General features: G+C 73.7%; 21 protein-coding genes. 9 read left to right on the top strand and 12 right to left on the bottom strand.

The annotated features are described in order from the left end of the window. Nucleotides 1-32: 32 nt before the first annotated feature. Nucleotides 33-875 (bottom strand): SDR family oxidoreductase, encoded by an 843-nt coding sequence (locus AB0946_RS18745; RefSeq protein ID WP_366761691.1) that lies wholly within the window; start codon nucleotides 873-875, stop codon nucleotides 33-35. Nucleotides 876-1011: 136 nt separating this feature from the next. Here AB0946_RS18745 and AB0946_RS18750 point away from each other — a divergent pair, with 136 nt between their 5' ends. From AB0946_RS18750 to AB0946_RS18765, 4 genes are all read left to right on the top strand, one after another. Then, nucleotides 1012-1689, top strand: coding sequence for a hypothetical protein (locus tag AB0946_RS18750; protein WP_366761692.1), 678 nt, complete (start codon nucleotides 1012-1014; stop codon nucleotides 1687-1689). Nucleotides 1690-1847: 158 nt separating this feature from the next. Then, nucleotides 1848-2078: a ferredoxin gene (locus AB0946_RS18755; RefSeq protein WP_366761693.1), complete on the top strand. Its 231-nt coding sequence runs from the start codon at nucleotides 1848-1850 to the stop codon at nucleotides 2076-2078. Continuing rightward, nucleotides 2068-3459 (top strand): FAD-dependent oxidoreductase, encoded by a 1392-nt coding sequence (locus tag AB0946_RS18760; RefSeq protein WP_366761694.1) that lies wholly within the window; start codon nucleotides 2068-2070, stop codon nucleotides 3457-3459. Before AB0946_RS18755 ends, AB0946_RS18760 begins: the two co-directional genes overlap by 11 nt. 34 nt (nucleotides 3460-3493) lie before the next feature. Then, on the top strand, nucleotides 3494-4732 hold the full coding sequence (locus tag AB0946_RS18765; RefSeq protein WP_366761695.1) for a cytochrome P450: 1239 nt from the start codon (nucleotides 3494-3496) through the stop codon (nucleotides 4730-4732). Nucleotides 4733-4786: 54 nt separating this feature from the next. On the opposite strand, the gene AB0946_RS18770 is transcribed toward AB0946_RS18765, so the two are convergent. The 5 genes from AB0946_RS18770 to AB0946_RS18790 all read right to left on the bottom strand — a co-directional run bounded on the left by AB0946_RS18770 (nucleotide 4787) and on the right by AB0946_RS18790 (nucleotide 8581). Continuing rightward, nucleotides 4787-5905, bottom strand: a complete 1119-nt coding sequence (locus tag AB0946_RS18770; RefSeq protein WP_366761696.1) for a histidine kinase — start codon at nucleotides 5903-5905, stop codon at nucleotides 4787-4789. Beyond that, the gene (locus AB0946_RS18775; RefSeq protein ID WP_366761697.1) at nucleotides 5902-6555 is read right to left on the bottom strand and encodes a response regulator transcription factor; all 654 of its coding nucleotides are present in this window, start codon (nucleotides 6553-6555) and stop codon (nucleotides 5902-5904) included. The genes AB0946_RS18770 and AB0946_RS18775 overlap by 4 nt, the downstream gene beginning before the upstream one ends. 134 nt (nucleotides 6556-6689) lie before the next feature. Beyond that, complete coding sequence (locus tag AB0946_RS18780; RefSeq protein WP_366761698.1) at nucleotides 6690-7346, bottom strand: histidine phosphatase family protein; 657 nt, start codon at nucleotides 7344-7346, stop codon at nucleotides 6690-6692. Between the two features lie 201 nt (nucleotides 7347-7547). Next, nucleotides 7548-8051: a GNAT family N-acetyltransferase gene (locus AB0946_RS18785; RefSeq protein WP_366761699.1), complete on the bottom strand. Its 504-nt coding sequence runs from the start codon at nucleotides 8049-8051 to the stop codon at nucleotides 7548-7550. Between the two features lie 53 nt (nucleotides 8052-8104). After that, nucleotides 8105-8581, bottom strand: coding sequence for a rhodanese-like domain-containing protein (locus AB0946_RS18790; RefSeq protein ID WP_366761700.1), 477 nt, complete (start codon nucleotides 8579-8581; stop codon nucleotides 8105-8107). Nucleotides 8582-8674: 93 nt separating this feature from the next. Between AB0946_RS18790 and AB0946_RS18795 the strand changes: the two genes are divergently transcribed. Both AB0946_RS18795 and AB0946_RS18800 read left to right on the top strand, forming a co-directional pair. Then, nucleotides 8675-9133 (top strand): Lrp/AsnC family transcriptional regulator, encoded by a 459-nt coding sequence (locus tag AB0946_RS18795; RefSeq protein ID WP_366761701.1) that lies wholly within the window; start codon nucleotides 8675-8677, stop codon nucleotides 9131-9133. Nucleotides 9134-9349: 216 nt separating this feature from the next. After that, nucleotides 9350-10651, top strand: a complete 1302-nt coding sequence (locus AB0946_RS18800; RefSeq protein WP_366761702.1) for an alkaline phosphatase family protein — start codon at nucleotides 9350-9352, stop codon at nucleotides 10649-10651. Between the two features lie 43 nt (nucleotides 10652-10694). On the opposite strand, the gene AB0946_RS18805 is transcribed toward AB0946_RS18800, so the two are convergent. The 5 genes from AB0946_RS18805 to AB0946_RS18825 all read right to left on the bottom strand — a co-directional run bounded on the left by AB0946_RS18805 (nucleotide 10695) and on the right by AB0946_RS18825 (nucleotide 17466). Beyond that, nucleotides 10695-13688: an SMC family ATPase gene (locus AB0946_RS18805; protein WP_366761703.1), complete on the bottom strand. Its 2994-nt coding sequence runs from the start codon at nucleotides 13686-13688 to the stop codon at nucleotides 10695-10697. Continuing rightward, a complete protein-coding gene (locus tag AB0946_RS18810) occupies nucleotides 13685-14848 on the bottom strand; it encodes an exonuclease SbcCD subunit D (RefSeq protein ID WP_366761704.1) in 1164 nt (387 codons plus the stop codon). Before AB0946_RS18810 ends, AB0946_RS18805 begins: the two co-directional genes overlap by 4 nt. A 107-nt stretch (nucleotides 14849-14955) precedes the next feature. Then, the gene (locus AB0946_RS18815; RefSeq protein ID WP_366761705.1) at nucleotides 14956-15582 is read right to left on the bottom strand and encodes a YigZ family protein; all 627 of its coding nucleotides are present in this window, start codon (nucleotides 15580-15582) and stop codon (nucleotides 14956-14958) included. 34 nt (nucleotides 15583-15616) lie between these two features. Further along, entirely contained in the window at nucleotides 15617-16159 is a 543-nt protein-coding gene (locus AB0946_RS18820; protein WP_366761706.1) for a histidine phosphatase family protein, read from the bottom strand. A gap of 497 nt (nucleotides 16160-16656) precedes the next feature. After that, nucleotides 16657-17466, bottom strand: a complete 810-nt coding sequence (locus AB0946_RS18825; protein WP_366761707.1) for a hypothetical protein — start codon at nucleotides 17464-17466, stop codon at nucleotides 16657-16659. A 142-nt stretch (nucleotides 17467-17608) separates the two neighbouring features. Here AB0946_RS18825 and AB0946_RS18830 point away from each other — a divergent pair, with 142 nt between their 5' ends. The 3 genes from AB0946_RS18830 to AB0946_RS18840 all read left to right on the top strand — a co-directional run bounded on the left by AB0946_RS18830 (nucleotide 17609) and on the right by AB0946_RS18840 (nucleotide 21194). Continuing rightward, nucleotides 17609-18016 (top strand): CoA-binding protein, encoded by a 408-nt coding sequence (locus AB0946_RS18830; RefSeq protein WP_366761708.1) that lies wholly within the window; start codon nucleotides 17609-17611, stop codon nucleotides 18014-18016. Between the two features lie 201 nt (nucleotides 18017-18217). After that, nucleotides 18218-19858, top strand: coding sequence for an APC family permease (locus AB0946_RS18835; protein WP_366761709.1), 1641 nt, complete (start codon nucleotides 18218-18220; stop codon nucleotides 19856-19858). A gap of 106 nt (nucleotides 19859-19964) precedes the next feature. Then, entirely contained in the window at nucleotides 19965-21194 is a 1230-nt protein-coding gene (locus AB0946_RS18840) for a 4-hydroxybenzoate 3-monooxygenase (RefSeq protein ID WP_366761710.1), read from the top strand. A 5-nt stretch (nucleotides 21195-21199) separates the two neighbouring features. On the opposite strand, the gene AB0946_RS18845 is transcribed toward AB0946_RS18840, so the two are convergent. Continuing rightward, the gene (locus AB0946_RS18845; RefSeq protein ID WP_366761711.1) at nucleotides 21200-21565 is read right to left on the bottom strand and encodes a metalloregulator ArsR/SmtB family transcription factor; all 366 of its coding nucleotides are present in this window, start codon (nucleotides 21563-21565) and stop codon (nucleotides 21200-21202) included. Nucleotides 21566-21610 lie beyond the last annotated feature (45 nt).

Consider the following 21610-nt stretch of genomic DNA (forward strand, 5'->3'; position numbering starts at 1 on the left):
CGCGCCGCCCCGCCGTGACCGCCTGTCCCGTCTCAGTACCGGAAGCCGCCGTCCGAGGTGATGACCTGCCCCGTGATCCAGCCCGCCTCGTCCGTGGCCAGCCAGGCGATGAGGCGGGCCGGGTCGTCGGGTGCGCCCCAGCGTCCGGCGGGGAACCGCGCGGCCACGGCCGCGTGGACCTCGCCGGTGGCGTATCCGGTGTCGACGGGGCCGGGGTTCACGGCGTTCACCGTGATCCCCCGTGCCGCGAGCGTCGTGGACAGGGAGCGGGTGACGGAGGCGAGGGCGCCCTTCTGGAGGGCGTAGGCGATCTCGCCCGGCATGCCGCCGCCGAGGTCCTGTCCTGACGTCATCAGCACCACGCGTCCGCCGGGCGTGCCCGGCGGCAGGGCGGCGCGCGAACGGGCGTACGCCTGGACGAGCAGCAGCACGGAGCGGGTGTCCACGGCCCAGTGGGCGTCGAGCATCGCGGCGTCGATGTCGTCGAGGGTGCCGTCGGAGCCGCTGAGGGCGTGGTTGGCGACGAGGATGTCGAGGCGGCCGAACTCCTCGATCACGGTGTCGACCAACCGGGCCGGTTCCGTCCGGTCCGCGAGGTCACCGGGGCCCCGCACCACCCGCGCCCCGGGGTCGCCGAGCGCCTCGCGCACGGAGCCGGCGACGGCGTCGGGGTCGTCGGCGCCCCAGGGCATCGCGGCGTCGTGCGGCACGTGGTGGTGCAGGTACACACTGGCGCCGTGGGCGGCCAGCCGCCGGGCCACCGCGTGCCCGATCCCGGCCCGCCGGCCGGCGCCGGTGACGAGTGCGGTACGGCCGCGCAGGGGCAAGGGATCACGGCGGAGTTCGGCGGGGGCCGGCTGCGGGGGTGTGGGCACGGACGACGACCTTAGGGAGGGCGGCGCGCGAGCGCGAGTGGATTTCCGCTCGGCCGTACGGCCGCGTCCCGGGTGGCGCCGGCGGCATCCGGACGGCTAGCTGGTGCCGGGGGCCGATGCGGAAGGCGGGCCGGGCATGCGGGAGATCGGGCCGGGGCAGCGGGCGCTGCGGACACCGCGCTCCGCGGGGCTGGCCGGGGTCGTCTTCGCGCTGCTCCTGGCGGCGGCGATCGTCCTGGTCAGACTGGGCATCCCGGAAGGGGCCGACGCGGTGACCGCACACGGCTTCACGGACTCTACGCAGCGCCGGGCGTTGCGGACGGCCCTCGCGCTGGTGCCGTTCGCCGGCATCTTCTTCCTGTGGTTCATCGGCGTGATCCGCGCGCACGTCGGCGCGGGCGAGGACAAGTTCCTCGCCACGGTCTTCCTGGGGAGCGGGCTGGTCTTCACCGCCACGCTGTTCGGCGCGGCCGCGGCGGCGAGTGCCGTGCTCGTGCTGGCCCACCCGGCCGGCGTGTCACCGCCGCCGGCCACCTGGGACTTCGGCCGTCACCTCGCGTACACGCTGATGACGGAGTACGCGATGCGGATGGCGGCCGTCTTCGTGTCCTCCATGTCGGTCATCGGCCACCGCCTCGGTGTGCTGCCGCCCTGGCTCACCGTCCTCGGCCTCCTCACCGTGGTGACGCTGCTGTTCGTGTCGTCCAACGTGCCGTGGGCGGAACTCGCCTTCCCGGCCTGGTCGCTGCTGCTCAGCGTGCACATCCTCATGGCCGGCCGCCGTGAGGGTCCCCGGACCCCCGTCGCCGGATGACGCCGGGACCGCCGGCCGCTCACCCGATCGGCGTGCCCGGCGCGCGGCCACCGCGCCCGGGCTCGCATGCTGGCGGGCGGGGGACGACCGCCGTCCGCAGCCGCCCGCGCTCGCCGCGCGGTGCGTCCGGACCTGGCCATGGGAAGGGCGGAGCGTCGATGAGGCTCGTCGTCGATCTCAACAAGTGTCAGGGGTACGCGCAGTGCGCGTTCCTCGCGCCCGACGTCTTCGCCATGCACGGCGAGGAGGCGCTGATCTACAACCCTCGCGCGGACGAGGAGCAGCGCGAGCGGGTCGCGCGTGCCGTGGCCGCGTGCCCGGTGCAGGCGATCACGGCCGACGGACTGGAGCGCACGGGTGGGACGCGGGAGGCGTCCGATGGCCGCTGACTACGTGGAGTGGCTCAGGCGCGAGGGCCGGATCGTGATCGTCGGTGCCTCGCTGGCCGGTCTGCGGGCCGCGGAGACCCTGCGCGCGGAGGGTTTCGCCGGTGAGCTGACCCTGATCGGTGACGAGCCCCACGAGCCCTACGACCGGCCGCCGCTGTCGAAGTCCGTGCTGCTGGGCAGGGCGTCCCCGCACCACACCGAGCTGCCGCACCGCCGGGAGATCGACGCCAAGTGGCGCCTGGGCGTGGCGGCGGCCGGCCTGGACCTGACGGCCAAGCGGGTCCGGCTCGCCGACGGTGACGAGGTGGAGTACGACCGGCTGCTCATCGCGACCGGCGTCCGCGCCCGGCCGTGGCCGAAGGAGGAGGAGGCCCGGCTCGACGGGGTCTGCCTGCTGCGCACCCGGGAGGACGCGGCGGACCTGTACCGGCGGCTGAAGGCGGGGCCGCGCCGGGTGTTCGTGATCGGCGCCGGGTTCGCCGGTTCCGAGGTCGCCTCGGCGTGCCGGGAGATGGATCTCCAGGTGACCGTGGCGGAGCGCGCGGGCGCGCCGCTGGTGGGCGCGCTCGGCGGGGTCGTCGGCGCGGTCGCGGCGGACCTGCAGACCGAGAACGGCGTGGACCTGCGCACCCATGTCACGGTGACCGCGCTGGAGGGCGACGGGGTCGGCAGGGTGCGGGCCGTCCATCTGTCCGACGAGAGCGTGGTCGAGGCGGACGTGGTCGTGGTGTCGCTGGGTTCGCTGCGGAACACCGAGTGGCTGACCGGGTCGGGGCTCGGCGCCGGGCCCCGGGGCGTCGCCTGTGACGCGGGCTGCCGTGCCTTCGACTTCCGGGGGATCGTCACGGACGACGTCTTCGTGGCGGGCGATGTGGCGCGGTCCCCGCACGCGCTCTTCGGCTACCAGTTCCTGTCGCTGGAGCACTGGGGCAATGCCGTCGCCCAGGCGGAGACCGCCGCGCACAACATGATCTGCCACGGTGCCGACCGGCGGCCGCACCTGTGGATGCCCGCCTTCTGGTCGTCGATGTTCGGCGTGAACATCAAGTCGGTCGGGGTGCCGCCCATGGGCGAGGAGCTCATGATCACGCAGGGCTCGCCGGCCGAGCGCCGGTTCGCCGGCGTCTACGGTCACCAGGGCCGGGTCGTGGCCGCCGTGACCTTCGACAACACGCGGTGGCTCGAGTTCTACCAGAGGCAGATCGAGCGGGGGGCGCCGTTCCCGGTGGAGTACCCGACGGTGGACCGGCGTCCCGAGGGCCGACAGCCGGTGCCGGCCGGGTTCCCGGACCCGTCCCTGCCGACGCACGGCGCGATGGTCACCCTCAGCGGCTACTCGCCGGCCGACCAGCAGCTGGTCTTCCACCCCGCCCGCCACTGACCCCGTCACGGCCCCGACGCCCCGAGGACCCGCCATGCCGCACGCATCGCTCACACGCCGGATCACCGACTACGCCAACCGCGCCGACCCGTACCCCCTCTACGAGGAGCTCCGCAGGACCCCGGTGCTCCACGAGGAGGAGGGAGGGCCGTACCTCATCAGTTCCTACTACGACATCAAAGCCCTCCTCCACGATCCCCGGATCAGCTCCGACGCGGCCAACCTGGCCGCCGCCGGACCCGACGAGCTGGACCAGACCGAGGAGACGGGAGGACTGCCGCCGTCGTTCCTGCGTCTGGACCCGCCCGAGCACGACCGGTTGCGGCGCATCGCGAACAGCGCCTTCGGACCGCCGCACCGGCCGCGGCGGATCGAGGACATGCGGGGCGCGATGCGGGAGATCGTCACCGGGCTGATCGACGGTTTCGGCGACGCGCGTCAGGTGGACCTGGTCGACCAGTTCGCCTACCCGTTCCCCGTGACGGTGATCTGCCGGCTGCTCGGGGTTCCCCGGGAGGACGAGCCGCGGTTCCGCACCTGGGTCGACCCGCTGGTCGCCGGCCTCGAACCGGCGGCCGGCCCGGACCAGGACGCCGACGCCCAGAGGACGGCGCGGGAAGCCCGGATGCAGCTCGGCATGTACCTGGCCGGACTGGTCGAGGAGCGCACCAAGGAGCCACGGGACGACCTGCTGTCCGACCTGGTGGCCGGCCGTGGCCCGGACGGCTCCCTGTCGATGATGGAGGTCCTCAGCACCTCGGTGCTGCTGCTGATCGCCGGTCACGAGACGACGGTCAACCTGATCACCAACGGCATGCTCACCCTGCTGCGCCACCCGGAGATCCTCCAGCGGCTGCGGGAGGACCCGGGGCTGTCGGTCACCATCGTGGAGGAGCTGCTGCGGTACGAGCCCCCCGTGCAGTTGCTGCCGCAGCGCACCAGCATCGCCGACATCGAGGTGCGCGGGGTCACGATCCCCAAGGGCTCGCGCATCTGGCTGGTGCTCGCCGCGGGCAACCGGGACCCGGAGCGGTTCAAGGACCCCGAGCGGTTCGACCCGGACCGCGGTGACATCCAGCACCTCGGCTTCGGCAGTGGCATCCACAGCTGTTTCGGCGCCCCGCTGGCGCGGCTGGAGGCCCAGATCGCGCTGTCCGAGCTGGCCCGGCGGCTGGAGGGGCCCCGGCTGGTCGAGGACCCGCCGCCGTACCGCCGCAACGCCGTGCTGCGCGGCCCCCGTCACCTGGGCGTCGCCTTCGACGCGCTGCGCTGAGCACGTCGTGGCTGGGCGTCGCCCTCGACGCGCTGCGCCGAGCACCTCGTCCGCTCACCCCGTGACTTCCGCCGGCAGCACCACGCAGACCTCGTAACCGCCGTCGCTCGTCGGGCCCGCGGTCATGGTGCCGCCGAGGAGTTCGGCGCGCTGGCGCAGCCCGATCAGGCCGTGGTGGGCGCCGGGCAGCGGCAGCGGCGGCTGGGTCGGCGCGGTGTTGGTGACCCGGACCCGGATCGACCCGTCGGTGTGCAGCAGGTCGATGCGCGCCTTGGCGCCGGGGGCGTGTTTGCGGGTGTTGGTCAGCGCCTCCTGGACCGTGCGGTAGACCGCGCGCTGGACGGTGGCCGGGAGTCCTTCGGGCAGGTCCGTCCTCAGCTCGGTCTCGATGCCGCAGCTGTCGGCAAGCCGCTGTATGTCGGTGAGCGCCGGCTGCGGGGTCAGCTCCGTGGGGTGGCCGCCGGAGGCGCGCAGGACGCCGACCATGTGGCGCAGCTCGTCCAGCGTCTGCACGCTCAGCCGCCGGATCGTCGCCGCGGCCTCCTTGGTGTCCGTGTCCTCCGCGCCGACCTGCAGCGCTCCGGCGCGCACGGCGATCAGGCTGACCTGGTGCGACACGACGTCGTGCATCTCCCGCGCCAGCTGGGCGCGCTCCTTGGCCAGGACGGCCTGGGCCGTCAGCAGCTGCTGGTGGTCGCGCGCCTCGGAGATCTCGGTCAGTCTCAGCGACAGGTCGCGCCGGGTCCGCACGAGCTGTCCGAGGAACACGGCGGCGGCCGCGGTGGCGGCGCTGTAGCCGAACGGGATCAGCCTGCCGAGCGCGGTCAGATCGAAGTTCGGTGACGGCAGGGCCGTCGTGTCGCAGAACGCGAAGGCCAGGACGCACAGGAGCAGCAGCGTCCGGGGGCGGCTGAGGGAAGCGAGGGTGTACAGCGCGGCCAGGCAGGCGACGACCGAGTCGGACAGCAGGACGGCCGGAAGGGTCAGCAGGAAGGTGAGCAGCGGCTGGCGCCGGCGCAGCAGCAGGACGACGGCGGCGGCCAGGGCGCACGCCATCCGAAACGGCTCGGCGATGTCCCAGTGGGCCCACACGTCGAGGAGGGCCATGGCGATCGCCACGCCGTCCAGCAGCAGCGGGGACGGACGGCGCAGCGGGGACGGACGGCGGGTCATCCGGTCCCCTCCGCGAGGAGTCCGGCCCGCTGGGCGAAGAGGGCGGCCTGGACCCTGCCGCTGACCTCCAGTTTGGTGAGGATGGCGCTGACGTGGTCCTTGACCGTGCCGGTGCTCAGGTGCATGCGGGCCGCGATCTCGGCGTTCGACAGGCCCTCGGCGAGGAGGAGCAGCACCTCGCGCTCCCGGCCGGTGAGCCGTTCGAGGGCCTTGGGCGGGCGCTCCGGCCCTCCGGCGCTCAGATAGGCGTCCACCACCGTGCGCGTGACCTTGGGCGACAGCACCGTGCCGCCGCGGGCCAGGTTCTGCACGGCCAGCGGCAGCGCCTCGGGGTCGGTGTCCTTGAGGAGGAATCCGGCGGCGCCCGAGCGCAGCGCCGTCTCCACGTACTCGTCCATGTCGAACGTGGTCAGCATGGCCACCACGGGTGGCTCCCGCAGCCGGCGGATCTCGCCCAGGACGGTGAGCCCGTCCACGTCCGGCATGCGGATGTCCAGCAGGACCACGTCGGGGCGCTGTTCGCGCACCGTCCGCAGGGCCTGGCCGCCGGACACGGCGCCGACGACCTCGATGCCGTCGGCGGCGGCCAGGATGCGCTGGAAGCCCGTGCGGATCAGGGCTTCGTCGTCGACCACCAGTACCCGGATCACGTGCGCTCCAGCCTGTATGGAACCACTGTCCGATTCGTACCACGCCCGGGGCGGCTTCGCCGCTGGGCGCCGTACGGACAGGCGTCGACGGCTCCGGTGCCGTGATCAGGTGGTGGCGCGTGTTCCCTTCGGTGTCAGGGGCGGCCGGTGAGGCACACGCGCTGTCGCGTGGTGGGCGTGGTCGGCACCGCCACGGTGGGGACGCCGTCGGCCGACGTGCGGTGCCGGGGGACGGTGATCCGGTCGAACCGGGTGCTCCAGCGGCCGTCGCTCAGCGTCAGCGTGACCGCGGAGCCGGGCGGGATCTGAAGGTGACGGAAGGAGCGGACGGGTACGGACAGGGCGTGGACCAGCGCGGCCCTGATGACGGACAGCTCGGTGATGACGAGGACGCGTCCGGTGCCGGCGGGCAGGCCGTCCAGCCACGCGGCCGTCCGGCGGCACAGCTCGCGGACGCTCTCGCCGCCGTGCGGTGCGGCGTCGGGATCCGTCAGCCAGACGGACAGCCCGTACGGGTCGACGGCCGCGATGTCCTCGGGGGTACGGCCGTTCCAGGTGCCGTGGTCGAGGTCGCGCAGCTCGGGCTCGGGCACGGCCGCGACGGCGAGGGCCTCGGCGGTCTGCGCGCAGCGGGCGGAGGGCCCGCGCAGGGCCACCGCGTACGGCGGAAGGGTCGCTGTCATGGCTGCCAGCTCACGCCGGCGGCGCTCGCTCACGGCACCGTCCCCGAAGACCCGGCCGAGGCCGTCTTCCGCGGTGGTCGCGCAGAGCATCGTCAGTCGCACCGTCACTGTCCGACCTCCTTCTCCGATCGGGAGGGCCACGCGGCCGGCGGACCAGCCGGGGCAGAGCCGTTTCCCTTGGTCACAACGTTCCAGGAAAGGTGCTGCTGCAACCTCCGGCAGGTGGCCGGACCACCCCCGCCGGTCGGGGGGTCACCCCACCGGCCCAGGGTGTTTCGCGCGGATCCGGCCTGATCCGAACGAAAGACCCTAGCGCCGGAGCGTGGCCAGGTCGCACTGGTACCAGGTGCCCGGCTTGCCGCCGAGGTCGGCGGGGTCGGCCGGTCCGATCGGGATGAAGCCCGATTTGGTCAGCACCCTGTGGGACGCGACGTTCTGGTGGGAGGTGGCCGCCCGCAGTACGCGCAGTCCGTGCCGGCGGGCCGCCAGGCGGCACAGCTCCCGGACGGTCTCGGTGGCCACGCCGCGGCCGGCGGCGTGCTCGGCGACCCGGTAGCCGAGTTCCGCGGTGCGGTTCTCGATGTTGACCAGATTGAACCGGCCGAGGACCGACCCGTCCTCGGCGAGGAGCACGTAGAAGGCGCAGCTGCCCGCCTCCTGCTCGGCCAGCAGGGCGTTGTAGCGGTCGGTGAACTGCTCGAAGTAGTCGTCGCCGCGGTCGGAGACGGAGGCGGCGAAGTAGGCGCGGTTCGACAGCTCGAAGTCCAGGACCGCGGGGGCGTGGCTGGCGTGCAGCCGCTTCAGCTCGGGCACTGCCCGACTGTACCCGGACGGGCTGCCGGGGCCGCTCCACGCGGAGGCGCGCCTCAGCAGCCGCACTCGCCCGCCACGGGTGCCGTCAGCGGATCGGCGGCCCGGCGCGCCGGGCCCTGCCAGGTCTCGTAGGGGAAGCCCTCGCGGGCCCAGTACTCGAAGCCGCCGAGCAGTTCCTTGACCCGGTAGCCGAGTTCGGCGAGGGCGAGGGCGGCGCGGGTGGCGCCGTTGCAGCCGGGGCCCCAGCAGTACGTCACCACCGGCACGTCGGGATCGAGGAGCCGTGCGGCCTGCTGCGGGACGAGCGCGGTGGGCAGGTGGACGGCGCCGGGGATGTGGCCCTGGTCCCAGGACTCGGTGGAGCGCGAGTCCACGACGACGAAGCCGGGGTCGCCGCCGGCCGCCAGCGCGGCGGCGACGTCGGAGACGTCGGCGTGGAAGGCGAGGTTCGCCCGGAAGTAGGCGGCTGCGTGTGCGGGGGCTGCCGGGGCGACGCGCAGGACGGGGTTCTCGGAAGCGGTGTCGATCATGTGGGAAACCTACGGTCCGGCAGCCGCCTGCTGAAGGGACGATCCCCGGGTCCGCCCTTGCCCGGCCGGGGATTCCCCTGCTATCCATCCGGGATGACCGCGCATTCCCCGGACGCCACCGACTGGCGCATCCTCGACGTCCTCCAGCGCGACGGACGGGCCAGCTACGCCGAGCTGGCGCGGGCGGTTTCCATGTCGCCGAGCGCCGTCACCGAGCGGGTACGACGGCTGGAGGAGGCCGGCGTGATCCAGGGGTACGCGGCGGTGGTCGACCCCGAGCGGCTGGGCCTGCCGATCCTGGCGTTCGTACGCCTGCGCTATCCGAACGGCAACTACAAGCCGTTCCACGACCTGGTCGCGGTGACGCCGGAGATCCTGGAGGCGCACCACGTCACGGGCGACGACTGTTTCGTCATCAAGGTCGCCGCGCGGTCGATGTCCCATCTGGAGGAGATCTCGGGACGGATCGGCGCGCTGGGCTCCGTGACCACCAGCGTCGTGTACTCCTCCCCGCTGACCCGGCGTCCGCTGGGGGGCCGGACCGCTCCCTGACGCCCTCCCCCGGATGCGCCGGCCTGGTCCCCCGGGCCGCGTCCTGCGCATGCGCGGCGCCGCCGAGCGGGGTACAGCCCTGCGTCCTACGGTGGAAGTGGGGCCACTGCCATGGCCGGTGGGGCCTCGCTCCCCCCAGTCCGCGCGAGCCGCGGGAGATTGCAGATGACACCGGACACCACACCGTTGAGCCGGATAGACCATCTCGTGGTCCTCATGCTGGAAAACCGTTCCCTGGACAACATGCTCGGGTTCCTCTACACCGACCAGGACAACCGCTCGCCCTCCGGCGATGCCTTCGAGGGACTGACCGGCGCGGAGGCCAACCCCGACGGGAACGGCGGCAAGGTCACCGTCTTCCGGATCGACCCGGCCAGACCCGGGGCGTACTTCATGCCGGGTTCCATCCCCGGGGAGGAGTTCGACCGGGTGAACGTCCAGTTGTTCGGCACGGAGCATCCGCCCACGCCCGTCCCCGACGCGACCAACGACGGCTTCGTCATCGACTACGCGCAGGTCTATCCGACGCGGAGCGGCAACTCCCCGGGCGTGAGCGCGAGCGACATCATGGGCTGCTTCACCCCGGAAGGGGTGCCGGTGCTGTCCGGACTGGCCCGGGGTTACGCGGTGTGCGACCACTGGTACTGCTCGGTTCCGACCCAGACCCTGCCCAACCGGGCTTTCGCCCTTGCCGGGACCAGCCTGGGCTACCTGCTCGACAGGACCAGCCTGCACCTCGCGGAACAGACGAAGCGACCCTTGTTCGACACGCCGAGCATCTTCGGCCGACTCGGTGAGGAGATCGACTGGATGGTCTACGGGTACAACAAGTGGCCGAAGACCATGGCTGATTTCCCCGACACCCAGCAGGCCGGTATGCGCCACTTCGGCCAGTTCATGGACTTCGCGAAGGCGGCCGCCACCGGCCGTCTGCCCGCCTTCACCTTCCTGGAGCCCTCATGGGGGACCACGGGAAACAGCCAGCACCCCAACGATGACGTGGCTCTGGGCGAGCGCCTCGTGTACGACACCTATCAGGCTCTGCGCCGCGGACCGGACTGGGCCGGCACCTTGCTGGTCGTCACCTACGACGAGCACGGCGGCTGTTACGACCACGTACCTCCGCCTGCCGGCGCGACGCCACCCGACGACATCAAGGGAGTGGAGTTCGACTTCGACTTCACCCGGTTCGGGGTACGCGTGCCCACGGTGCTGGTCTCGCCCCTCATCAAGCCCGGGACCGTCTTCCGCGTCCCCGACGACAGCGTGCCGCTGGACCACACTTCGCTGCTCAAGACGATCGAACAGAGATGGGGTTTGGAACCGCTGACGGGTCGTGACGCCGCCGCCCCCGGCATAGGGGACGTCCTGACCCTGGAACAGCCACGCGACGACGATGCGCTGTCCGATGTCCTCGTCCCCGTTTCCAAGGGCAGCAACCCCGCCCGGACCGAGACTTCACACCTCGACGCCGCGTACCACAGCCTCGTCGCCGCGAACCTCATCCCGAGCATGTGAGGACGGCGGGAACCCGGCGACCGGAAACCTCGCGCGCAACGCGTCACCTGACACCCCGCTGCCGCAGTGTCGAGCCCGAGCGGTCCTTGACGATCTCCAGCTGGGCGTGGATGCGGCGGCGCAGGTCGGCGACGTGGCTGACGATGCCGACGCTGCGGTCGCGTTCGCGCAGGGAGTCCAGGACGTCCAGGACCTCGTCCAGGGTCTGGTCGTCGAGGCTGCCGAAGCCCTCGTCGATGAAGAGGGTGTCCAGGCGGACGCCGCCGGCCTCGTCGGTGACGACGTCGGCGAGGCCGAGCGCGAGCGCGAGGGAGGCGAAGAACGTCTCGCCGCCGGACAGGGTGGCGGTGTCCCGTTCCCGTCCGGTCCAGGCGTCGACCACGTGCAGCCCCAGCCCGGAGCGCCCGCGCCCGGTGCGGTCGTCGGAGTGGACGAGGGTGTAGCGGCCCGACGACATGCGCTGGAGGCGGACGGTCGCGGCGGCGGCGACCTGTTCGAGACGGGCCGCCAGGACGTACGACTCCAGGCGCATCCGGCGTTCGTTGTCGGCGGAGGTGCCCGCGGTGAGGGCGGCGAGCCGGGCCACCCGGTCGTACTCCTCACGCAGCGGGCCGAGCCGGCGTACGGCCTGGGCGGCGCGGGCGGAGAGGCGGTCCAGCTGCGCGCAGCAGCGGGCGGCGGCGTCGCGCGCGGAGGCCGCCTCGCGCAGCCGCCGTTCCGCCGCGGCCGCGTCCCGCTCGGCCGTGGCCGGGTCGGCGGGCGGCTGCTGGGCGGCCGCCGCGGTACCGGGTTCGGCGAGGACCGCGCGGACGGCGGCCTCCTCGTGCTGCCAGGCGTCCAGACGGTGCTGGAGTTCACGGTGGGCGGCCGGGTCCAGCAGCGCCGCCGCGGCGGCCTGCGGCGTGTCGAAGCCGGCCCGGTAGGCGGCGTCGGCGAGGCGGGCGTCGGCGTCCTTCAGCCGCTGGGCGGCGTCCTCGGCGGCGCGCACGGCGTCGGCGGCCTCGGTGAGCAGGGCCGCCCGCCGCTCCAGCTGGGCGGCGCGCGCGGCCACGCTGCCGGCGTCGCCCCGTGCCTGCTCCAGCTCCGCCCGCAGCAGGGCCTGTTCCCGCTCCAGGGTGTCGCGGCGGGTGAGCCGGGAGGCGGCCCGTACGGCGGCCTGCTGGCGGTCGGCGAGCCGCTGCTCGCGCTCCCGCTCGGCACGCCGCAGCTCCTCCTGGGCGGGGTGCAGCGCGGAGGCCGCGCGGCGGGCGCGGGCGTAGTCCTGCTCCAGCAGGTCCGCCTCGGCGGCGAGTCGGTCGGTGGGCGTGTCCCCGGCCTCGGCGGTGGCGGCGGCCAGGGCCTCACGGACCTCGCCGAGCCGCCGCTCGTCCCCGGTGTGCTGCTCCTCGGCCCGCCGGCACGCGGCGAGGGCCTGGTCCTCGGCCTCGCGGTCGACGTGTCCGGCGACCTTGCGGGCGGGGGCGGGGTGTTCGGTGGCTCCGCAGACCGCGCAGGGCTCGCCGTCGGTGAGGTGGGCGGCCAGTTCGGCGGCGATGCCGTTCAGCCGCTGTTCCTTGAGGTCGAGCCAGTGGGTGCGGGCGTCGAGGGCGCGCTGCCGCGCGGTGTCCGCGCGCTGCCGGGCCTGTTCGAGGTCGGCGGCGAGCCGGTCGCGGGTGCGGGCCGCGTCGAGCCGGCGCCGCATGGGGTCGCGCTGCACGGCGAGCTGTTCGGCGCGGGTGGCGGCCTCCTGGGCGGAGTCGACGCGGGACCGTAGGGCCGCGCGGACGCCCTCCCAGTCGGCGAGCCAGGCCTCGGCCTCGCGCAGGACGTCCTCGTCGGCGCGCTCCTGCCGGTCGAGTCCGGCCCGCTCCTCGGCGAGTTCGGCGAGCCTGCGTTCGGCGCGCCGGGCCGCGTCCAGGCCGCCCAGCTCCTCGGCGGCCCGGCGGGCGGCGGCGGCGAGTCCGCTCGCGCCGGCGTCGGCGAAGGAGTCGGGCAGCAGTCCGCGCGCGCGTGCCTCCGCCGCGGTGGCCCGGCGGTGTTCCGCCTCTGCGTCGTCCCGCAGCTCCAGGGCGGGGGCGACCGCCTCCGCCTTGCGCGCCCGCTCCATGCGCCGCTGGTTCTCCCGGTGGGCGCCGGACCGCTCCTGGAGGCGCTCGGCGCGCAGCCGGGCCTCGGCGAACCGGGCCTGAAGACGGGCGAGTTCGCGTGTCTCGTCCAGGGCGCGGCGGGCTTCGGCGTGCGCGGACTCGGCGGCGGAGAGCCGGCAGTAGGCCACGGTGAGGCGTTCCCGGGCGGTGCTGCGGGCCACGGCGGCGGCGCCGAGGACGGCCTCGGCCAGTCCCGGGTCGCCGGGGGCCAGGTCGGGCAGCTCCATGGCGTCGCCGGCCTCCTGCTGCATGCGGTGGGCGTCGGCGAGGAGGGCCGTGTCGCCCTCGCGCACGCGTGCCTCGGTGCCGCGGCGGCGTTCGGCGAGGCGCTTCTCGACGTCGGCGAAGCGCTGGGTGTCGAAGAGGCGGCCGAGGAGTCTGCCGCGGGCCTCGGCGTCGGCGCGCAGGAAGCGGGCGAAGTCGCCCTGGGGCAGCAGGACGACCTGGCAGAACTGCTCCCGGCTCATGCCGAGCAGCTGGGTGATCTCCTCGCCGATCTCCTGGTGGGAGCGGCTGCGGTCCTTCCAGACGCCGGCCGTGCCGTCGTACTCGCGCAGCCAGGTCTGGGCCTTGTCGACGGTCGTGCCCGTGCCCCGCAGCTTGGGGCGCTCCCACGGGGGCTGCCGGGTGATCTCCAGCCGGCGTCCGGCGACGGTGAGTTCGAGACGGACCTCGGTGCGGGTGCCCGGCCGGGCGTGGTCGCTGCGCAGGGTCATGCCCTGGCCGTTCTGCCGGGCGCCGGGGACGGAGCCGTAGAGGGCGTAGCAGACGGCGTCCAGGACGGACGTCTTGCCGGCGCCGGTGGGGCCGTGCAGCAGGAACAGCCCGGCGGCGGACAGGGCGTCGAAGTCGACGCTCTGGGCGCCCCCGAAGGGCCCGAAGGCGGTGAGGTCGAGCCGGTGCAGCCTCACCGGGCCACCTCCCGCACGGCGTCGTCGGCACGCACGGCGTCGAACGCCTCGCGCAGCACGGCCGCCTCCTGCTCGTCGGGTCCGGCGCCGCGCACGTGGGCGACGAAGTCCTGGGCGATCTGCTGGTCGCTGCGGCCGGCGAGGCGGCGGGCGTACGACACCTGGCGGTCGTCCGGAGTGCGCTCGGGGGCGAAGACCAGGCTGAGGGTGTGCGGGAACCGCTCGGTGAGCCGGGCCATGGGGTCGGCCGGGCGGACGGGGTCGGTGAGGGTGGCCTCGATCCAGGCGTCCTCGTGGCGGGTCAGCTCCGGGTCGGCGAGGAGGTCGTCCAGGGTGCCGCTGATGCGGGCGAGCGGACGGGGCACCGGGCAGTCGACGCGTTCGGCGGTGAGGGAGCCGTCCGCGTCGAGGTCGATCAGCCACATGCTCTTGCGGTGGCCGGCCTCGGAGAAGGAGTAGGCGAGCGGCGATCCGGAGTAGCGCACGCGCTCGGTGATGACCTGGCAGCCGTGCAGGTGCCCGAGCGCCACGTAGTCGACACCGTCGAAGACACCGGCCGGTACGGCGGCCACTCCGCCGACGGTGATGTCCCGCTCGCTGTCGCTGGCCTCGCCGCCGGTGACGAAGGCGTGGGCGAGGACGACGGAACGCGTGCCCGGCGCGCGGGTGGCGAGGTCGGCGCGTACGCGGTCCATGGCGGCGCCCAGCACGCTCTCGTGGCCGGCCTTGTCGACGCCGAACTCGTCCTTCACCAGGGCCGGTTCCAGGTACGGCAGCCCGTAGAAGGCGACGTCGCCGTGGGCGTCCGGGAGCACGACGGGGGTGCCGGCAGCGGACGGCTCGGTGCGCAGGTGGATGCCCGCGCGGCCGATGAGTCCGGCGCCGACGCCGAGGCGGCGGGCCGAGTCGTGGTTGCCGGAGATCATCACCGTGGGCACGCCGAGGTCGGCCAGGCGGTGCAAGGCGGCGTCGAACAGCTCGATCGCGGCGAGCGGGGGTACCGCGCGGTCGTACACATCGCCCGACACGACCACCGCGTCCACCTCGCGCTCACGCACGGTGGTGACGAGGTGACCGATGAACTCGGCCTGGGCCCCGAGCAGGTCCACCCGGTGGAAGGCCCGGCCGAGGTGCCAGTCGGACGTGTGCAGGATCCTCATGATCCCCGAGCGTAACGGCCGGGTCCGACAGCACGGGCGGTCACTCCGGTATCAGCCCGTCATGACCCGCACACCATAGGCCCGTTATGCCCGATTCACCCCAATCGTCAGGCGTCTCCGTAGGCTTCGCCGCCGAGTTCGAGGCCCGCCGTGCCCGCCGTCACATCGGCGAGCCAGGAGCGGAAGGCGTCGACGTCGGCGTCGGGCAGGCCGATCTCGATGGTGACGGCCTCGCCGTAGCGGACGTCCCGCACATCGCGTCCGGTGGCGCGCAGGTCGTTCTGGACCTTGCCGGCGCGCTGGTGGTCGACGGTCACCGTGGCCAGCCGGAAGCGGCGCCGGGTGATCGTGCCGAGCGCGTCCAGGGCCTCGCCGACCGAGCCGCCGTAGGCGCGGATGAGTCCGCCGGCGCCGAGCTTCACGCCGCCGTAGTAACGGGTGACGACGGCCACCACGTACCGCATGTCGCGGCGCAGCAGCATCTGCAGCATGGGCACGCCGGCGGTGCCGCCCGGCTCGCCGTCGTCGCTGGCCTTCTGCACGGAGGCGTCGGCGCCGATGACGTACGCCCAGCAGTTGTGGGTGGCGTCGGCGTGCTCCTTGCGCACGGCGGCGATGAAGTCCTGGGCCTCCTGCTCGGTGGCGGCCGGGGCGAGGGCGCACAGGAAACGGGAGCGGTTGATCTCGGTCTCGTGCACGCCCGCGCGGGCGACTGTGCGGTACTCGTCCTGCATCCGGCCAGCCTATGCGAGCGCCGGACGCCCCGGTTCAGCTCCTCTTCCTCCCGCGCGGGACCGTGAAGGAGGTGAGCAGGGCCGTGCCCGGGGCCAGGTCCGGCCAGTCGGTGCCGTGCCACGCGAGCACGGCGATGGCGCTGGTCGGGAACTTCGCCCGCACCCGGTCCAGGTTGTCGTCGAGGCCGTCCGCGGCCAGTGCCAGCACCAGTTCCTCCAGGCCGGGATTGTGGCCGACCAGCAGCAGCGTCCGGACCTCCGGCGGCGCCTCGCGCACGACCTCCAGCAGCTCGGGTACGCCGGCCGCGTACAGCCGCCGGTCGTAGCGCACCGGCGGCGGCGTGGCCCATTCGGCGGAGGCCAGCTCCCAGGTGCGGCGGGCGCGTACGGCGGTGGAGCACAGGGCGAGATCGGGCAGCGTCACGGCGGCGAGGGCCCGCCCGGCGGCCGGCGCGTCGCGCAGCCCGCGCGGGGCGAGCGGCCTGCGGTGGTCCTCGACACCCGCGGGCCACGCCGACTTCGCATGCCGCAACACCACGAGCCGCCGCAGCGGACCGGCACCGGCGGGGGCGCTCACGCGGGGCTCCCCACCGGGGCGCTCACGCGCGGCTCCCGAAACGACGCGGCACCGGCGACCCGCCGTGGCCCCCGGCACCCCCGGGACTCGGCCCGGCGGAACACCACCGGCCCCCCAGCCGGCCCGCAGCCGCCGGGGCGATCACGGGAGACTCCCGGCGCCGGCAAGTCGCGGCACTCGGCCCCCCGCAAGACCACCGACCGCCACAGCCGACCCGCACCCACCGGGGCGCTCATGCGGACCCCACGACCCAGCGGCACCCCGCCGACGCGCTCACGCGAACCTCCCGACACCACGCGACGCCTGCAACCCGCCGCGGCCTCCGGCACCCCGCATGGCCTGGACCCCGGCCCACGGAACACCACCGGCCACAGCCCACCCGCCGACGCACTCACGCGAACCCCCCGACACCACGCGGCACCAGCAACCCTCCATGGCCCCCGGCACCTCCGGACTCGGCCCGCCGGAACAGCACCGTCCCGCACCCGCCGGGGCGCTCACGCGGGGTTTCCGAGGTCGTGTGCGAGATCCAGGGCGAGCAGGCGGTCGGCGTAGGCGTAGGTCTCGAAGCGGGCTCCGTCGGTGAGGTCCGGGGCGGACGCCACGTCCCGCAGCACGTTCAGCACCCCCGGCACGTCGAGGTCGTTCTCCCAGGCGGCCCGCAACCGTGCGCGCACCGGTTCCGGCACCGGTCGTGAGGGTTGCCGCGCCCAGCCGGCCATGGCCCGCCGCCAGTCCGCGAGCTGCCCGGCGGCCCGGGCCAGGGCGTCGCCGTCCAGCCGCGCGGGCCGGTGCCGGGGGACGGAGAGCAGCGCGAGCCGGAGCGCCGCGGGGTCGGCGAGCAGGACCGGGAGCGACGGCTGCGGCCCGGCCCACTCCACCGGGGCGACGGCGGCCAGCGGAGCCTCGCCCCGTGCGCCCGGCACCGAGTCCCCCGTCGGACCTCCGGCCGACCGAGCCGTCAGCGCCGGGTCCTCGGCCCGCTCCGCCCGTTCCTCCCCCCGGGCGACGTGGATCACCTGGGCCTCGCCCAGTCCGGACGCGAGGTCGCGGTCGTCCTCGAAGGGGCGGATGGCGAGGTGGGTGGCGGCTGTGCGGAGTTCCGGCTGGTCGCGGGGGGCGGTGAGGATCGTCCAGACCGGGGTCCCGCCCAGTTCCAGCGCCCGTACCAGCAGATCCGCGGTGAGCATCACCCGAAGCGCCGTCGGGTCGAGCCCGGAGGCGTGGGTCGCGATCCGGGTCAGGCCGCGCCGGGCGGGCGCGGCGGGGACGGGCTCACCGGTTCGGGCGTCGAGAATGCGCAGCACGGGGCGAGCGTAGGCGGGTGGACGGCCGTATGCAGCGGCTTGCGCCGATTCCGGACAGCGTGGCGGGGTACGGCGGGAATCCACACCCGCCGTGGCGATGTTGCCCCGACGCACAGTTCCCCGCAGCCCGAGGAGGCGGCCGATGTACGCCGACGACGCGACGATCCGCAGGATCCTGACCGAGCTGGGCGACACCTGGGCGGTGGTCGGCCTGTCCTCCAACCAGAACCGGCCCGCCTACGGGGTGGCGCGGGTGCTCCAGCGGTTCGGCAAGCGGATCGTGCCGGTGCACCCCAAGGCCGAGACGGTGCACGGGGAGCAGGGCTACGCCTCCCTCGCGGACATCCCCTTCGACGTGGACGTGGTCGACGTCTTCGTGAACAGCGACCTGGCCGCCGCGGTGGCGGACGAGGCCGTGGCGAAGGGCGCGCGGGCGGTGTGGTTCCAGCTCGGGGTCGTCGACGAGGCCGCCTACGAGCGGACGCGGGCGGCGGGCACGGACATGGTGATGGACCGGTGCCCGGCGATCGAAATTCCGCGCCTGAACTAGCCTGTCTCACCTTCTTCTCACAATTCGACGCTGAATATTGACATTCTCTAACCGCGCTGACCTGTACGAAGGCTGTGCCAAGACACCGGAGATCCCGGGTCAAGACTTGGTTATCGGTCTTCTGTCGGCGCGGAAAGCGTCTCTAATCTGTGGCCTCCTTGCTCGTCGGTCCCGCGTAAACGATCTGAGAGGCCACTCCCCATGCCGAAAGTCGACCATGCTGTGCCGGTAGCCACGACGGAGTCCGGTGGTCTGCGCCGGGACGTCGGGCTCATCGGTCTGATGTGGGCCTCGGTGGGCTCCATCATCGGATCCGGCTGGCTCTTCGGCGCCGAGAAGGCGGTCGTCGCGGCGGGCCCGGCCGCGATCATCTCGTGGCTGATCGGCACGGTGGCGATCGTGCTGCTGGCGCTGGTGCACGCCGAACTCGGCGGCATGTTCCCGGTGGCGGGCGGCACGGCCCGCTACCCGCACTACGCGTTCGGCGGTCTGGCCGGCATGTCCTTCGGCTGGTTCTCCTGGCTGCAGGCGGCGACGGTGGCCCCGATCGAGGTCGAGGCCATGATCGGCTACGCCAAGCACTGGCAGTGGGCCGACGGCCTCCAGTACCACGACCAGACGCTGACCCCGAGCGGCTTCGCCGTGGCCGTGGTCCTCATGGCGGTGTTCGTCGGCGTCAACTTCTTCGGCGTCCGCGCCCTCGCGCACACCAACAGCGCCGCCACCTGGTGGAAGATCGCCGTCCCCCTCGCGGCGATCTTCATCATCGCGATCGGCAACTTCCACCCCGGCAACTTCACCTCCGAGGGCTTCGCGCCGTTCGGTGCCAAGGGCGTGCTCGGCGCCATCAGCGACAGCGGCATCATCTTCGCCCTGCTCGGCTTCGAGCAGGCGATCCAGCTGGCCGGCGAGAGCCGCAACCCCCGGCGGGACCTGCCGCGCGCGACCCTCGGCTCGGTCGCGATCGGCGCCGCCATCTACATCCTGCTCCAGATCGTCTTCATCGCCGCCCTGCCGCGCATCTCCTTCGCGCACGGCTGGGCCCACCTGGACTTCGCGGGCATCAGCGGTCCCTGGGCGGGTCTGGCCACCCTGGTCGGCCTGGGCTGGCTGAGCGTGGTGCTGTACATCGACGCGGTGATCTCGCCCGGCGGCACGGGTCTGATCTACACGACGGCCACCTCCCGGGTGTCGTACGGCCTCGCGATGAACGGCTACGCGCCGAAGCTGTTCACGAGGACCGACAAGCGAGGCGTGCCGTGGTTCGGCCTGATCGTCTCGTTCGTCACCGGCGTGATCTGCTTCCTGCCGTTCCCGAGCTGGCAGACGCTGGTCGGGTTCATCACCTCGGCGAGCGTGCTGATGTACGCGGGCGCGCCGCTGGCCTACGGGGTGTTCGCCGACCGGCTGCCGCACCGTGAGCGCCCGTACCGGCTGCCCGGCGGCAGGATCATCTCCCCGCTGTCCTTCGTGGTTGCCGACCTCATCATCTACTGGGCCGGCTGGGGCACCCTGTGGCGCCTGGGCTTCGCGATCCTCCTCGGATACGTGCTGCTCGGCTCGTACGCCTGGTACGCGATCCGCAAGGGCCTGCCGGACGCGCCGCGCCTGGACTTCAGGGCCGCGCAGTGGCTGCCCGGTTACCTGGTGGGCATGGGCGTGATCTCCTGGCTGGGCGGCTTCGGCGGCGGCCGGGGCACCATCGGCCTGTGGTGGGACCTGCTGATCGTGGCGGCCTTCTCCCTGGTCGTCTACTACTGGGCCAAGGCCACCGCGTCGCGGCCCGAGGCGATCGAGCGGAGCATCGACGAGGTCGTGGTGACGGACGCGCCCGCGCACTGACCGCCTCCGTGCGGTGACGTCCGTGTGCCGGCCACGTCCGCGCACGGGCCGCGCCCGCCGCCCCGCGGTGTCCCGGCGGCCGGCCGGCTGACGGGACACCGTCATAATGCCCCGCGTGACGTCTCCTTCCCCCCATCCCACGTCCCCTTCCGCCGCGCACTGCCCGGTCGTCGTCATCGGCGCCGGACCGGCCGGGCTGACGGTCGGCAACATCCTGCGCGCCGCCGGTGTCGACTGCCTGGTCCTGGAGACCGAGAGCAGAGCGTTCATCGAACAGCGGCCGCGCGCCGGCGTGATCGAGGAGTGGGCCGTACGCGCCCTGGAACAGCGCGGGCTGGCCGGCGACCTGCCGAAGCGCGCCGAGCGGCACACCGAGTGCGAGTTCCGCTTCGACGGCCGTGGGCACCGCTTCGCCTACACGGAACTGACGGGGTACCACCACTGGGTCCACCCGCAGCCGTTGCTCGTGACGGACCTCGTGCGCGAGTACGCCGACGTGCGCGGCGGGGAGATCCGCTTCGGCGTGCGGGACGTACGCCTGCACGACCTGGACTCGGACCGGCCCGCCGTGTCGTACACCGACCCGGACAGCGGTGAACGGCACCTGGTGACCTGCGCGTTCGTGGCCGGCTGCGACGGGGCGCGCGGGGCGAGCCGGGCCGCGCTGCCGTCGCGGGCGCGGATCTCCCGGCACGACTACGGCATCGGCTGGCTGGCGCTGCTGGCCGAGGCGCCGCCGTCCTCGGACCGCGTGCTGTTCGGCATGCACGCGGACGGGTTCGCCGGGCACATGCCGCGCGGCCCCGAGCTGACCCGCTACTACCTCCAGTGTCCGCCCGGCGACGATCCGGACTCCTGGTCCCACGAGCGGGTCTGGGCCGAGCTGCAACGGCGGCTGCGCGCGGCGGACCGCCCGCCGCTGACGGAGGGGCGGCTGCTGGAGAAGCGGGTGCTGGACATGCACACCTACGTGGTCGAGCCGATGGTGTTCGGCCGGCTGTTCCTGGCCGGTGACGCCGCGCACCTCGTCGCGCCCATCGCCGCGAAGGGCATGAACCTGGCCCTGCACGACGCGTTCCTGCTCGGTGACGGCCTCGTCGCCCGGCTGACCAGGGGCGACGCCACCGGGCTGGACGGCTACTCGGACGCGTGCCTGCGGCGGGTGTGGGACTACCAGGAGTTCTCGGAGTGGCTGTCCGGGATCTACCACGGCACCTCCTCCGGCGACCCCTACCGCGCCGGCACCGCGCTGGCCCGGCTGCGCCGGATATTCACCTCACCGGTCGCGGCGGCGGCCTTCGCCGAGCAGTACCTGGGGACGGCCGGGGCGTTCTGAGCCGGTCAGCGCGCCGCCCCGCCGTCTCGTTCGGCGAGGCGGTGGTCGGCCGTCCTGAGGGCCTCCTCCACCAGGCGCCGCACGTGTCCGTGGCGCAGTGAGTAGATCACCCGGCGGCCCTCCTTGCGGGTGTCCACCACACCGGCCAGCCGCAGCCGGGCCAGGTGCTGGCTGACGGCCGGGCGGGCGGCGCCGCACGCCTCGGTGAGCGTGCCGACGTCGGCCTCGCCGGCCGCCAGGGTGTGCAGCAGGGCGAGCCGGGTGCGGTCGCCGAGCAGGGCGAGAAGCTCGGCGGCGAGCGTGAACTGCTCCTCGCCCGGGGTGCGCTCGTGCGCATGGTGCGCAGATGACAGGTGCATGCGTGCGCTCATAGGCACATAATGGCTCCGTGGGCGCCGCGGCGTCCACTCCCGCCC

Source organism: Streptomyces sp. NPDC046870 (genome assembly GCF_040704595.1).
Classification (GTDB): Bacteria; Actinomycetota; Actinomycetes; order Streptomycetales; family Streptomycetaceae; genus Streptomyces; species Streptomyces argyrophylli.